Raw genomic sequence first — 13,440 nt, 5'->3', positions numbered from 1 at the left:
GGAGGTTTACTCCGTTGTGGTGGCTGGTGGGTCGGCTTCTGGCCGGTTCGTGGCCAGGGCGGTGTCGATGAGGGTGGTGGCGGCGGCGCGGGCGTGGTGGGCGGCGTCATTGGTGCCGGCGATGGCGGCGGTGGTCTGGGCTCCTTCGGCGAGGATGGCGAGTTGGTGGGCGAGTGCGGCGGGGGCGCCGGTCTTTGTGACCAGTTCGGCCAGGCGTGCCTGGAAACTCGCCTTGTGCTCGCGGATGAGCGCGGCGATGTGGGGTGCGGTGCCGCCGAGCTCGCCGAAGGTGTTGATGAAGACGCAGCCGCGGAAGTCGTCCTCGTCGAACCAGTGGGCCAGCATGTCGTAGACGGCGAGTAGCTGGTCGCGGGGTGTGTCCCTACCGGTGGCGACGGCGGTTTCGACGAGGCTGTTCCAGACCTTACGGCGACGGTGCAGGACGGCTTCGACGAGGTTCTCCTTGGAGGGGAACAGCTGGTAGAGGCGTTTGAGGGAGACGCCGGACTCGTCGCGTAGGGCGTCCATGCCCACGGCGTTTATGCCGCGGCTGTAGTAGAGCCGGTCGGCGGTGATCAGGACGCGTTCGCGGATCTCCTCGGTCTGGGGTGTGGTCCGGTTTCGGGTGGTGGGGGGCATGGCTTCCTCTTGTCCTGGGTCAAGCGTGGCGACGGTCACGCTGCTCGACTGGCGTCGGGAACGTTCGTTCTCTAGCGTACTACCCAACGCGCGCCACCGCCCGCGGGTTCCCTGCCCAGAGGCACGCTCCGGCGAAGGAGAGAGAATAGGCGGATGCGCTGGACCGTGCTCGACTCGCCGATCGGCGAGTTCTCCCTGGCCACCGACGGTGAGACCGTGTGCGGAACGCACTTCGCACGGGTCACCGAGGCCGCCGACGAACCAGCCGACGAGCTCTCGGCCCGCGCCGTGGCCGAGCTGCGGGCCTACTTCGCCGGCGAGCTGACCGCCTTCACCGTGCCGGTGCGGATCCCCCGGGGTTCGGAGTTCGAGCGGGCGGTGTGGCGGGAGATGACCGCCATTCCCTACGGGGAGACGCTCACCTACGGCGAGGTGGCCCGGCGGCTCGGCGACGCCTCGGCGGCGCGGGCGGTCGGCGTGGCATGCAACCGGAACCCGGTGCCGGTGATCGTGCCCTGCCACCGGATCGTCGGCTCCGGCGGGAAGCTGGTCGGCTTCGGTGGCGGGCTCGACCGGAAGGTGAAGCTGTTGGAGTTGGAGGCCGGTGTGGCCCTTCGGCGAAGCTGGTCGGCGGCGGGCTAGCCGGTCAGGGTGCCGGACCGTAGGCCGGTGAGGAAGTCGGTCCAGCTGGTGGCGGAGAAGCCGAGGACCGGGCCGGAGCGGTCCTTGCTGTCGCGTACGGCGACCCGCCTGCTCCCATCGAGCACCGGCCCCGCCTCCACGCAGTTGCCGCCACCGTTGCCGCTGCGGGTGCTGACTCGCCAATCAACCGGTGCTCGGTTCACCGGTCTGGTCGTGTCCGTCGCCACCATTGCCAACTCACTCCAGACGCGCCTCGAGATCGAAGAGAAGTCGCTGCACGGCACCGTTTCGCAGTGCCATGGCGCGAAGACGATCGTACCGCTGGAAGAGTGAATCGGCCTTGTTCCCCTCGACCACGACGATGCCGACAGCGGTGGAGATGCAGCCAGTTGGTGGGTAGGGCCGCTGCATTCGGAACGCGTCGAAGGCGCCGTCCGGACTGGCATGCGCGCCAGCTGTTGCTGGTAACACCATGATCTCCACGTTTGGCCAGGTAGAAACGTTTCGCAGGTGGGCGAGTTGACCGCGCATGACGCCGGGATCGCCGATGGTCCGGCGCAGCACGCCCTCCTCGATGATCGTTGAGAAGGCGACCGGCTGATCTTGCTCCAGCTGGCGCTGTCGGCTCATCCGTAGCTCGACGTACCGGTTGATCTCGTCTTCGCTGGCTCCGTCGTCCTCGGCGCGGATGACGGCCTCGGCGTACTCCCTTGTCTGGATCAGGCCGGGGAGGACACTGACCTGAAACGAGTAGATTCGGGTGGCCCGGCTTTCCAGCCAGACCCAGTCGATCAGCGTGCCGGCGACGTTCGGCGTGAATCCATCCCACCAGCCCTTCTGCCAGGCATCCTGAGCCATTGTCTTGAGATCGTCGCGCCGTCGCGGATCGTCGATGCCGCAGAGGTCGAGGTATGCCAGGACCTCCGGAACGCGGGGCGGGATGAGCCCTGACTCCATGCGACTTACCGTGGACGGATTTCGATGCAGGTAGTCGCCGACCTCCTTGAGGGTCAGCCGGGCCTGCTCCCGCATGCCTCGTAGCTGATGGCCGATCCACTGTGCTCGGAGTGTCACCGCTTGCTCGGTAGCCATCACTACTCCCGCCCTTGACTGCATTCAGGATGAACGACGAAACATTGAAATGCAAGCTTGCGTCGATGCAAGAGCTGATGCATGCTCAGTAGTAATAGCGATACGACGAGTGAGATGAAGAGCGGGTCGAGGTGGGCTCTGGTTTGGCGGCCGGCCCACCCCGACCCGGAACGAGCCGTGGGAGACATCGCGATAGATCGCGTCCCGAAGACCGACTCAGTGACTGTCTACCATGCCGTACCCCTGTGCCGGCAGTCCGCCGGTCTTGGGCCGAGGCGTGCCTCCCCGGCTTCCGACCGTCCGGTGTTCTCGATGCCGGACCAGGCCGGGCGTGCATTTGGTCCTACGCCGTCGCGACCGGTCGCGGCTGCCAACTCCGATGCGACCTGTGCGCGCCCCAACGGAAGGGTGCCAACGGCATGGCTGTCCATCAGAGCAGGGCGCGAGCGGAAACGCTGGCCGCGCACGAGATGCTCGCCGCGCACGTCCCCGATCCGGAGAGCCAACTCTGCCGGGTCTGTCTGGCTGTCGCACCGTGCTCACCGGCTAACGCGGCGGCGAACCGTCTGGTCGAGCTGGGCCTCCCGGTTCTCGAACCAGTGCTGCCGCCGCAGCGCCGCTACGCGCTGCGGCGCTGGTTCGCGCCACATCGGCGAGCTCGACCACGTTCGGCACCGCTGCTCACCTGGGCCTGGCGTAGGCGGTTCGGACTGGTGGTGGACTGATGCGACTCAGCTTCGATCCGGAGGAGCCACCGGAGGACCCGCCGGCCGAGTGCGTGTCGCCGACCGTTTGGCGGTTGAGCTACCGGTTGCACCGCAGCCACCAACTCGCCGTTGCCGACCGCTGCACCTGCGGCGACCCGTTTCCGTGTTCTTCTCGCCGGCTCGTGGAGCGCGGCTTCTTGGCGGCGCTCGGCGTGAACACCGAAGTCGGTCGTCCGGGCGATCTGCTTGACCGACTCACCCAGGAGGAGAGGTAGCGCTCAGGTGCCGACCAACGACGGCTCGCTCAGTGCGGGTGGTGTGTTGGTCGGCGCCGACGGGCGAGGTGGATCAGGGCGGTGCCGATGAGGAGGAGCAGGGCGGCGGCGCCGACGGTGGTGGGCAGGCTTGGGCCGGTGATGGGGAGGCCGGGGTCGTCGGGGGTGTCGGGGCTGGGGCTGGCGGGCGTGTCGATGGTGATGGTGGTGGCCTCCGACTGACCGCTGGGGCAGGTGTTGGTGCTGGCGTAGTGGGCGGTGAGGGTGTGGGTGCCGGCCGGGAGCCTGGTGGTGTGGGCGGCGGTGTTGGTGCCATCCAGGGGCACGGTGTGGAGGTCACTGCTGCCGTTTCGGAAGGTGATGGTTCCGGTGGGGGCGTCGGTGGTGCAGGTGACGGTGGCGGTGAGCGTGACGTCCTGATCCGGTTCCGGGCTCCGCGGTGCGACCTCCAGCGTGGTGGTGGAACTCGGTGGTTCGATGAGGGCCATGCCGTGGTCGTTGCCGGCGGTGATGGTGGCGATGGCGGTGCCGGTCGGCAGGTTGACGTTCACTGGGGTGTTGCTCTGATTGGTGGTGCCGTCGCCCAGTTGGCCGGAGTAGTTGCCGCCCCAGGCGAGGGCGGTGCCGGTGGAGGTCATCGCCAGGCTGTGGCCGCCGCCGGCGGTGATGGTGGTGAGCGTGGTGCCGGTCGGCAGGTTGACGTCCACCGGGGTGTTGCTGTTGGTGTTGGTGCCGTTGCCCAGCTGGCCGTAGTAGTTGTAGCCCCAGGCGAGGGCGGTGCCGGTGGAGGTCATCGCCAGGCTGTGGATGGCGCTGGTGGTGATGGTGGTGACCGTGGTGTTCGAGGGGAGATTGACGGCAACTGGCACAGTGCGTTCGGTGTTGGTGCCATCGCCGAGCTCGCCGTAGGTGTTACTGCCCCAGGCGAAGGCGCTGCCGGTGGAGGTTGCCGCCAGGCTGTGGATGCCGCCAGCGGCGATGGAGGTGATGGTGGTGCCGGTCGGTAGGTCCACCTCAACCGGGGTGTTCCTGTCGTCGGTGGTGCCGTCGCCCAGTTGGCCGGAGTAGTTGCCGCCCCAGGCGAGGGCGGTGCCGTCCGTGGCTATCGCCAGGCTGTGGACGGCGCCGGCGGCGATGGAGGTGATGGTGGTGCCGGTCGGTAGGTCCACCTCCACCGGGGTGTTGCTGTTGGTGTTGGTGGCGTCGCCCAGCTGGCCGTAGTAGTTGTAGCCCCAGGCGAGGGCGGTGCCGGTGGCGGTCAACGCGAGGCTGTGGTTGTGGCCGGCCGCGATGGCGGTGACCGTGGTGTTCGGGGGGAGGTTGACCTCCACCGGGGTGTTGCGGTTGGTGTTGGTGCCGTCGCCCAACTCGCCGGAGAGGTTCTCTCCCCAGGCGAGGACGGCGCCATCGGAGGTCAACGCGAGGCTGTGGCCGTTGCCGGCGGCGATGGCGGTGATCGTGGTGTTGGCCGGTAACTCCGCTTCCACGGGGACGGAGCTGTCGGTGGTGGTGCCGTCGCCGAGCGCGCCCTGGCCGTTTCCTCCCCAGGCGAGGACGGTCTCCGACATCGCGCTGGACGCGGCGGGTTGCTGCTGCGCGAGGGCGGGCCACCCGCCGGTCACCTGCGTCACGGTCACCGCCAGCGCGAGGAAGAACCAGCCGGCCACGGTGCGTCCCGCTCGGCGCGGGTCGGTGTCCCGGACTACCCACCGGCGAGTTTCCGGCATCATTCCCACCTCCGAGCGGACAGTGCGGCACAAACCAAACGAACGTATCATCGACTACCGATCTCCCGGACCGGCTGAGAAACGCCCGGCAATCTCGAATCGGTCAAATGTCCCCACCCGAACGCCGGCCACCGAGAGCGTGCCGGGAAAGCCGCTATTGAGGTCGATAGGCCCTGATAGCCGAGTTGATTTGTCCGGTATGCGCCGGTTACGGAAGTGGCCGGGGTCACGGTGGGGGCGGAATCGGGGCGGGCGCCGGGGCGTTACACCATGCGTACGACCGAGGAAGTGCCCCGCCGCAAGCGGGGACGGCCACCGGGAATGGTGGTGGCCGGCCGGTCGTTACCTCTGGACCCGGCGCCGTGCGTGTCCCGACGAGACCCGCGGACGCCGACCTATCCCTTGGTTCTTTGAGCGCCGGACGGTGCTTGCACCCCGCTCCCGACCCCCTTCGGGTGCGTGTGGGTGTCGACCCCCGAATGGAGCAACACACTCATGAACACGATTATGTTGCGTAGTGCACTTGGTATTGCTGGTCTGGCCTTCGGTGCCGGCGTGGTAGCTGGCCCCCAGACCTTCGACACCACCACCGCTTCCACCCCCACCCCGAGCACGGCGGCGGCCTCGACCACCTCGGCGGACCCGGCCACCGCGGCGGCTACGGCGCCGGCGGAGAAGCCGGACATGGGCGAGCCGGACATGGGCACGCTGATCCCGCACGGTACGCAGGGTGAGCAGTCGCGCATCGACCTGGGTGACGAGCAGACCGGCAACGTGAAGGCCATCATCGAGGCCACGAAGAAGGCCGGCATGGACGAGCGGGCCGCCGTGGTGGCGATCGGCACCAGCCTGCAGGAGTCGAAGCTGGAGAACCTGGGTCACCTGGGTGCTCGTAACGACCACGACTCGCAGGGCCTGTTCCAGCAGCGTCCGTCGTCCGGGTGGGGCACGGTGGAGCAGATCACCGACCCCGAGTACTCCACCACCGCCTTCCTGAAGGGCCTGAAGCAGGTCGAGGGCTGGCAGGAACTGCCGTTGACCGAGGCCGCGCAGAAGGTGCAGGTGTCGGCGTACCCGTTCCACTACGCCCAGTGGGAGACCCAGGCCGCTGACCTGGTCGCCGAGCACTGGACCAGCTGACCCAAAAACCCATAGACCTAACCCACAAGGGGAAACAAACTGTTGGCCGGCACCCGGTTCGGGTGTCGGCCAACAGTTGTCTCTGGGACGGGGCCCAGCCGGCCCCACCCCCTCGCGGTGCGTCAGAACGTCAGCGCGCGATCTCGCCGGCGATGAACTCCTCGACGGCGGCGTGCGCGTCGGAGTCGGCGTACTGCACCGGCGGGGACTTCATGAAGTACGACGACGCCGACAGGATCGGGCCGCCGATCTTCCGGTCCAGGGCGATCTTCGCGGCCCGGACCGCGTCGATGATGACGCCGGCGGAGTTCGGCGAGTCCCACACCTCGAGCTTCAGCTCCGCGTTGAGCGGGGTGTCACCGAAGGAGCGGCCCTCCAGGCGGATGTAGGCCCACTTGCGGTCGTCCAGCCACGGCACGTGGTCCGACGGGCCGATGTGCACGTCGCTCTTGGCCATCTCGTGCGGCACCTGGGAGGTCACCGACTGGGTCTTCGAGATCTTCTTGGAGACCAGGCGGTTGCGCTCCAGCATGTTCATGAAGTCCATGTTGCCGCCGAAGTTGAGCTGGTACGTGCGCAGCAGCTCAACGCCGCGGTCCTCGAACAGCTTCGCGAGGGCGCGGTGCACGATGGTGGCGCCGACCTGGCTCTTGATGTCGTCGCCGACGATCGGCAGGCCCGCGTCCTCGAACTTCTTCGCCCAGGTCGGGTCGGAGGCGATGAAGACCGGGAGGGCGTTGACGAAGGCGCAGCCAGCCTCGATCGCGGCCTGGGCGTAGAACTTGCCGGCCTCCTCGGAGCCCACCGGCAGGTAGGCCACGACCACGTCGACCTTGGCCGCGCGCAGCGTCTCGGCCACGTCCACCGGCTGGGTGTCCGACTCCTCGATGATCTCGCGGTAGTACTGGCCGAGACCGTCGAACGTCGGGCCGCGCTGCACGGTCACCCCGGTCGGGGGCACGTCGCACAGCTTGATGGTGTTGTTCTCGCTGGCGACGATCGCCTCGGCGAGGTCCATGCCCACCTTCTTGGCGTCCACATCGAACGCCGCTACGAACTCCACGTCCGAGACGTGGTAGTCGCCGAAGGTGACGTGCATGAGACCCGGGACGCGGTCGTTCGGGTCGGCGTTCCGGTAGTACTCCACGCCCTGTACGAGGGACGAGGCGCAGTTACCCACACCGACGATGGCGACGCGGACGGAGCCCATAGCGTCTGCCTCCTTCTCCTTCATCACGGCCGCTCTTCCCTGGACTCGCCAGGCGGAGGCGGGCTGTTGTCTTCTGATCGACCGCCGGCGACCCCGGTGATCGGGGCTGTCGGGGCACGGCCGGAGCGCTCGTTGGCGATGAGCTCCTCCAGCCAGCGAACCTCACGCTCACAGGCGTCCAGGCCGTGGCGTTGCAGTTCCAGGGTGTACGCGTCGAGCCGTTCGGCGGCGCGACCCAGCACGTCGCGGAGCCCTTCGCGGCGCTCCTCGATCTTGCGGCGGCGACCCTCCAGGATGCGAAGTCGGGTTGCCTGGTCGGTTCGGGCGAAGAACGCGAAGTGCACGCCGAAACCGGTGTCGTCATACGTCTCGGGCCCGGCGTGGGCGATGAGTTGGGCGAACCGCTCCTTGCCCTCCGCGGTGATCTTGTAAACCACGCGGCCTCGTCGGCTGGTCAGCGCGGGAACGTCCGAGACGGTGGGTGTCTCGTTGGCCTCGGTGATCCACCCTGCCGCCTGTAGACGGCGCAGGGTTGGGTAGAGGCTTCCATAGCTGATGGCCGCCCGGATGGCGCCGAGTTTCGCGGTGAGCTCCTTGCGAAGCTCGTAACCGTGCATCGGAGCCTCCTGCAGGAGACCGAGGATGGCGAATTCGAGCACTGTCATCCTCCTTACCCTGCTTGCCCGCGCACTAACCCAGCGATGTATCGGCCCGATACATCGACACGCTAGCGGATCGCCCCGGGGTGGGGCAAACTCCGCACCGCCGTGTCTCGACTACAGGTAGTCACCCGGTCGCCGGGTGGGGCGGCACCGCGTACTCTCGTGCTCATGCGTACGCAGCGCCAGGTGGTCGACTACTCGCTCCGGAAGCGGGCGGCGCTGCGGGATCTCCTGACCAACCGGGTCGGCCCGGATGACCTCTGTGACGCCTCGCCCTACCTGAAAAGCGCGGCCCGGTTCCACGGCGAGCCGACCGACGAGCGGTGCCCGATCTGTCGGAGTGAGAACCTGACGCGGGTGCACTACATTTACGGCGACGAACTCCGGCAGTCCGCCGGCCAGGCCAGGAGACTGGCCGAGCTGCCCGCCCTGGCGATCACGCTGCGTGAGTTTCAGGTCTTCGTGGTAGAAGTGTGCCTTGGCTGCGCCTGGAACCACCTCATCGAGCAATATCTGCTCGGTCGGGATGGGCTGGCGGAGAACGGGCCGGAGCAGGCCGCAGTGGGCGGGGTGCCCACCACTGACGCTCCCGGCGGGCAACGGAGGCGAGAGGCGCAACGGTGACGTCAGCACGATCGGTCGCTTCGGCCCGACGGGCCGCCACCCAGCTAGATCGACGTCCTGATAGTCCGATTAGCCCGCTTGATTGGCAAATAGGCACCCTTGCGCGACGGGACCGCGTCGTATCACTGGGTGCCGCAACTCACGGCAAACCGGTGGTGGCGCGGCAGCGCTCCACCGCGACCGGCAGGGTGTGAAGAATGAACTCGTACGGCGACCCCAGCTCCTCGCGTGGGCGGGCCCAGATACCGGGCCAGCACGACGTCCCCGGGCGGGCCGACGACGCGTACCGTGCCCCCGGTGGTGCGGCGCGCGGCCAGTCGGCCGGACCGGAGGGAACAGCGGGCCGCGCCTCGGTGACACCCCGGGGTGGCGCTTCCAGCGGCCGGGCTTCGGTTGGTGGCTCGGCTTCCGTCCCCACCCAGGGTGCCGCCGGCTCGGCCTCGGTTGGCCGGGCAGGTCGCGCTTCGGTGCCGACTCCGGCGGGACCGGGCCGTGCCTCGGTGCCGAGCCCGGCCGGACCGGGCCGGGTGCCGCCGCCATCCGCGCCCGGACGCGCCTCCGTGCCGGTATCCCCCGCGCCGGGTGGCTCCGCCGGGCGCGCGAGCGTCGGTGCCGCGAGCGGCTCGGCCTCCGTGGGCTCGGCCTCCGTGGGCTCGGCCTCCGTGGGCTCGGCCTCCGTGGGCTCGGCCTCCGTGGGGCGGGCCCGAGCCGGTGCCGCAGCGGCCGGAGGCCGGGCCTCGGTGGCGCGGGCCAGCGCCGCGTCGGCCGCCGGTGGTCCCGGCGGCCCGGGTGGCCCCGGCGGCCCCGGCGGATCGGGCCGATCCCGCAATGGTGGCCGTGACCCGAACGCCGCGCGGGCGAAGAAGCGGAAGCGGACCAACATGTTGATCGCCTCGTTCGCGGTCTTCATCATGCTCGCCGGGCTGGGCGTCGTCGGCTTCACCTACTTCTCCACCAACGTCGTCCTGCCCAACCAGATCCCCCTTCCGCAGTCGACGACGGTCTACACGAGTGACGGCAAGGGCCTGGTCGCGAAGCTCGGTAACGAGAACCGGACGCTGATCACCATCAGCCAGATGCCGCAGCACGTGCGGGACGCGGTAGCCGCGGCCGAGGACCGGAACTTCTACCGGCACTCGGGCGTCGACTACAAGGGCATCGCCCGGGCCGCCTGGAACAACTTCACCGGCGGTAGCCGGCAGGGCGCGTCCACGATCACGCAGCAGTACGCGCGTAACGCCTACGCGAGCCTTGAGGACGACACCTACGCCCGCAAGGTGCGGGAAGCGATCTTCGCCTCCAAGCTGAACGACGATTTCAGCAAGGACGAGATCATGGGGAACTACCTCAACGTGATCTATTTTGGCCGCGGCGCCTACGGGGTCGAGGCCGCGGCGCAGACCTTCTTCGGTAAGCCCGCCAGCAAGTTGACCGTCAGCGAGGGCGCGGTGCTGGCCGGGCTCATCAAGCAGCCGGAGAAGACCGCCACCCACAACGGGTACGACCCGGCGGTCAGCCCGGAGGACGCGAAGGCGCGCTGGGACTACGTCCTCGACGGGATGGTGGCCGAGGGCTGGCTCGACGCGGCGGAGCGGCCGACCGAGTTTCCGGAGGTGAAGCCGCCGGCCGAGGAGGGCAACGGCTTCGGTGTGGGCACCCCCCGCGGCAACGTCATCAACTACGTGCGGGCGGAGATGGAGCAGTGGGGGCTCTGCACCAACACCGGGGCGGAAGACGAGGGTATGCCCTCCTGTATGGACGCGCTGCGCAACGGCGGTTACAAGATCACCACGACGATCGACGACAAGATGCAGACCGCGATGGAGAACGCGGCCCGGGCGGAGGTGAAGGGATCGCCCCTCAACGGCGAGCCGGATAACCTGCAGGCCGCCGGAGTCGCCGTGGACCCCAAGACCGGCCGGGTGCTCGCCTACTACGGTGGGGAGAGTGGCGCCGGCACCGACTGGGCCGGTATGAACACCGATAAGGGCGGCACGATCTACGGCGGCCATCCGCCCGCCTCGTCTTTCAAGGTCTACACCCTGGCGGCCGCCATCGAGGCCGGCATCTCCGTCAACTCACGGTGGGACGCCGAGCCCTTCCACCCCGAGGGCTACAAGTACCCGATCAGGAACTCGAGCCGCGTCGACTGTGAGAACAACTCCTGCACTCTCGACTATTCGACGGTCAGGTCGTACAACGTTCCGTTCTTCCACGTGGCGGAGCAGATCGGCCCGGACAAGGTGATCAGCATGGCCCGGCAGGCGGGTATCACCACCATGTGGGACAACAACGCCAAGCCGGCCAAGCCGTACAACCTGCTGGCGGAGAAGCCGGAGGACCTGGCGCCGGACTATTTCGACCGGGTGGTGGGCTTTGGCCAGTACCCGATCACCGTCCTCGACCACGCCAACGGTCTCGCGACGCTGGCGAACGACGGCGTCTTCCACCAGGCGCACTTCGTGCTCAAGGTCGAGCAGAAGGACGAGGACACCGGCGAGTGGAAGGTCGTCCGCGGGACCGGCGAGAAGCTGGACGGGCAGCAACGGATCCGCAAGGAGGTCACCGATGAGGTGACCGCGGTGCTCAAGCAGATCCCGGGGAGGAACGGCGACGCCCTCTCCGGGGGGCGGGAGGCGGCCGGGAAGACCGGCACCTGGGAGTTGGACGGGACCCTCGACAACTCGAACGCCTGGATGGTCGGCTACGACGACAACCTGGCGACCGCGATCTGGATCGGCAGCAACAATGCCGCCAGTAGTGAGATCAAGTACGACATTCGTGCGATCAAAGACAAGAACGGCATTAACATCGGCGGCAGCAAAATGCCGGCGGATGTGTGGAAAAAGTTCATGAACGAGGCGCTGAAGGGCGCGCCCAGGTCTGACCTGCCGAATATCACCGGAGTCGGGGACGACCAGGCCGGCAACGGCGCGTTGCCGCCCCCGCCGGAGCCGGACTGCGGGCCGCTCGGCCTGTTCTGCAACGACAACGACAACAACAACGGCGGCGGTGACAACGGCGGCGGTGACAACGGCGGCGGTGACAACAACGGCGGCGGTGACAACGGCGGCGGCGGTGACAACGGCGGCGGCGGTGACAACGGCGGGGATATCGGATTCCCGCCGCCGCCGAACGGAGGCCCCCAACGACCTGGGCGGGACTAGCCGGGCTGGCCAGCGCCAAGGCCATCCGGGTGCACGACGGCAACGCCGATCTAGTGCAGGATGCACGTCATGAGCACGCAGACGACGGGCGGCACCGACAACTCCGCCGCACCGGACCACCCGTCCCGGTCCGACGGCTTCGTTCGTGGCGTCTCCGGCCTGATCGGCGGCCCGTTGGGCGACCACGCCACCGCGTTGGACCGGCCGGTCGGCGGGGAGCGTCGGTTCTGGACCGCGGTCCGGATCGTCCTGGCCCTGGTCTGCCTGACGATGGCCCTGCACTGGGTGCAGAAGTCGCCCTGCCAGGACGGCGCCTGGGCGAACAACGTCCAGTACACTCGCTTCTGCTACACCGACGTGCTCGCCCTCTACTACGCCGAAGGGCTCAACGAGGGCAAGGTCCCCTACCTGGACCACCCGGTGGAGTATCCGGTGCTCACCGGCTACTTCATGGGTGCCCTCGGCCTGCCGGTGCACGCGCTCGGCAGCGCGGACCCGGGGCTGAACCAGGCCATGTGGTTCTACAACCTGAACGCGCTGGTGCTCGGGGCACTGGCGGTGGCCACCGTCGCGGTGATCCTGGCGCTACGGCGTCGACGACCCTGGGACGCGGCACTCTTCGCGCTCGCCCCCGCGCTGCTGCTCACCGCCACCGTCAACTGGGACTTTCTCGCCATCGGACTGGCCGCCTTCGGCCTCTTCGCCTGGGCACGCCGCAAACCCGCGCTGGCCGGCCTGCTACTCGGCCTGGGCGGGGCGGCGAAGCTCTGGCCGCTCTTCCTCTTCTGGCCGATCCTGCTGCTGGCGATTCGGAGTAGCCGGCTGCGGGCCGCGCTCACCGCGATCGGTACCGGCGCGGCGGCGCTGGTCCTGGTGAACCTCCCCGCCGCGCTGGCCAACCTCACCAACTGGAAAGAGTTTCTGGAATTCAACGATCAGCGGGCGATCGACTGGGGCACCCTCTGGTACATCGGCCGCTACCTCGACGGCAGGATCGGCGAGCCCGGCGCCGGCCCGTTCCAGTGGCTGAGCAACAACATTCCGGTGCTGAACAACCTGGCGTACGGGCTGTTCTTCCTGGCCTGCGTCGGCATCGCCGTGCTGGCCCTGCGGGCCCCGCGCCGCCCGCGCCTCGCCCAGCTCGCCTTCCTCGTGGTCGCCGCCTTCCTGATTTTCAGCAAGGTCTGGTCGCAGCAGTTCGTGCTCTGGCTGCTGCCCCTCGCCGTACTCGCCCGCCCCAAGTGGGGTGCCTTCCTGGCCTGGCAGCTCGCCGAGGTCGGCTACTTCCTGGCCTTCTACGGCGAGCTGCTGGGCACCTCCACCGGTACGCCGGTCTTTCCCGAGGGCGTCTTCGTGCTGGCCGCCGCGTTCCGGCTGACCACCGTCGTCGTGCTCTGCGTGCTGGTCGTCCAGGAGATTCTCCGGCCGGAGCAGGACGCGGTACGGGCCAGCTACCCCGACGATCCGGACGGCGGGGTCATCGACGGCGCACCGGACGCCCCCTGGGTGGCCAGACAGCGAGCGTCCGCGCCGGCGGCGACCTGACCGGCGCGGG

Annotated in this window: 14 protein-coding genes; 7 read left to right on the top strand and 7 right to left on the bottom strand. The window is 68.6% G+C overall.

The genetic code is table 11. The features are described 5' to 3' along the window. Positions 1–6: 6 nt before the first annotated feature. Positions 7–639, bottom strand: coding sequence for a TetR/AcrR family transcriptional regulator (locus tag H0524_RS07325; protein WP_180197960.1), 633 nt, complete (start codon positions 637–639; stop codon positions 7–9). A 153-nt stretch (positions 640–792) separates the two neighbouring features. On the opposite strand from H0524_RS07325, the gene H0524_RS07320 reads away from it, so the two are divergent. After that, entirely contained in the window at positions 793–1,281 is a 489-nt protein-coding gene (locus tag H0524_RS07320) for a methylated-DNA--[protein]-cysteine S-methyltransferase (protein WP_180197959.1), read from the top strand. On the opposite strand, the gene H0524_RS07315 is transcribed toward H0524_RS07320, so the two are convergent. Both H0524_RS07315 and H0524_RS07310 read right to left on the bottom strand, forming a co-directional pair. Then, complete coding sequence (locus H0524_RS07315; protein WP_180197958.1) at positions 1,278–1,511, bottom strand: DUF397 domain-containing protein; 234 nt, start codon at positions 1,509–1,511, stop codon at positions 1,278–1,280. The two genes, H0524_RS07320 and H0524_RS07315, sit on opposite strands and share 4 nt — an antisense overlap. Positions 1,512–1,518: 7 nt before the next feature. Then, positions 1,519–2,373 carry a helix-turn-helix transcriptional regulator gene (locus tag H0524_RS07310; RefSeq protein WP_180197957.1) on the bottom strand — a complete coding sequence of 285 codons (855 nt, stop codon included), beginning with the start codon at positions 2,371–2,373 and terminating at the stop codon, positions 1,519–1,521. Positions 2,374–2,792: 419 nt separating this feature from the next. Here H0524_RS07310 and H0524_RS07305 point away from each other — a divergent pair, with 419 nt between their 5' ends. Both H0524_RS07305 and H0524_RS07300 read left to right on the top strand, forming a co-directional pair. Continuing rightward, entirely contained in the window at positions 2,793–3,098 is a 306-nt protein-coding gene (locus tag H0524_RS07305; RefSeq protein ID WP_180197956.1) for a hypothetical protein, read from the top strand. Continuing rightward, positions 3,098–3,355: a hypothetical protein gene (locus tag H0524_RS07300; protein WP_180197955.1), complete on the top strand. Its 258-nt coding sequence runs from the start codon at positions 3,098–3,100 to the stop codon at positions 3,353–3,355. The genes H0524_RS07305 and H0524_RS07300 overlap by 1 nt, the downstream gene beginning before the upstream one ends. A gap of 29 nt (positions 3,356–3,384) precedes the next feature. On the opposite strand, the gene H0524_RS07295 is transcribed toward H0524_RS07300, so the two are convergent. Then, positions 3,385–5,085 (bottom strand): Ig-like domain repeat protein, encoded by a 1,701-nt coding sequence (locus H0524_RS07295; RefSeq protein WP_180197954.1) that lies wholly within the window; start codon positions 5,083–5,085, stop codon positions 3,385–3,387. A gap of 492 nt (positions 5,086–5,577) precedes the next feature. Between H0524_RS07295 and H0524_RS07290 the strand changes: the two genes are divergently transcribed. Next, on the top strand, positions 5,578–6,222 hold the full coding sequence (locus tag H0524_RS07290; protein WP_180197953.1) for a hypothetical protein: 645 nt from the start codon (positions 5,578–5,580) through the stop codon (positions 6,220–6,222). 130 nt (positions 6,223–6,352) lie between these two features. On the opposite strand, the gene H0524_RS07285 is transcribed toward H0524_RS07290, so the two are convergent. After that, the gene (locus H0524_RS07285; RefSeq protein ID WP_180198067.1) at positions 6,353–7,432 is read right to left on the bottom strand and encodes an inositol-3-phosphate synthase; all 1,080 of its coding nucleotides are present in this window, start codon (positions 7,430–7,432) and stop codon (positions 6,353–6,355) included. Between the two features lie 23 nt (positions 7,433–7,455). Beyond that, a complete protein-coding gene (locus H0524_RS07280; protein ID WP_180198066.1) occupies positions 7,456–8,091 on the bottom strand; it encodes a PadR family transcriptional regulator in 636 nt (211 codons plus the stop codon). A 171-nt stretch (positions 8,092–8,262) separates the two neighbouring features. Between H0524_RS07280 and H0524_RS07275 the strand changes: the two genes are divergently transcribed. Continuing rightward, positions 8,263–8,718 (top strand): DUF5318 domain-containing protein, encoded by a 456-nt coding sequence (locus H0524_RS07275; RefSeq protein ID WP_180197952.1) that lies wholly within the window; start codon positions 8,263–8,265, stop codon positions 8,716–8,718. A 139-nt stretch (positions 8,719–8,857) separates the two neighbouring features. Here the strand turns inward: H0524_RS07275 and H0524_RS24515 are convergent, their stop codons facing one another. Beyond that, positions 8,858–9,631 carry a hypothetical protein gene (locus H0524_RS24515; protein WP_255435826.1) on the bottom strand — a complete coding sequence of 258 codons (774 nt, stop codon included), beginning with the start codon at positions 9,629–9,631 and terminating at the stop codon, positions 8,858–8,860. Between H0524_RS24515 and H0524_RS07270 the strand changes: the two genes are divergently transcribed. Next, positions 9,600–11,885, top strand: a complete 2,286-nt coding sequence (locus H0524_RS07270; RefSeq protein WP_255435825.1) for a transglycosylase domain-containing protein — start codon at positions 9,600–9,602, stop codon at positions 11,883–11,885. The two genes, H0524_RS24515 and H0524_RS07270, sit on opposite strands and share 32 nt — an antisense overlap. 69 nt (positions 11,886–11,954) lie before the next feature. Next, positions 11,955–13,430 (top strand): glycosyltransferase family 87 protein, encoded by a 1,476-nt coding sequence (locus tag H0524_RS07265; protein WP_180197950.1) that lies wholly within the window; start codon positions 11,955–11,957, stop codon positions 13,428–13,430. Positions 13,431–13,440 lie beyond the last annotated feature (10 nt).

The organism is Salinispora sp. H7-4 (assembly GCF_013416675.1).
Classification (GTDB): domain Bacteria; phylum Actinomycetota; class Actinomycetes; order Mycobacteriales; family Micromonosporaceae; genus Micromonospora; species Micromonospora vitiensis.
The sequence above is the reverse complement of the archived record's forward strand: the minus strand, read 5'-3'. Positions and strand labels throughout refer to the sequence as shown.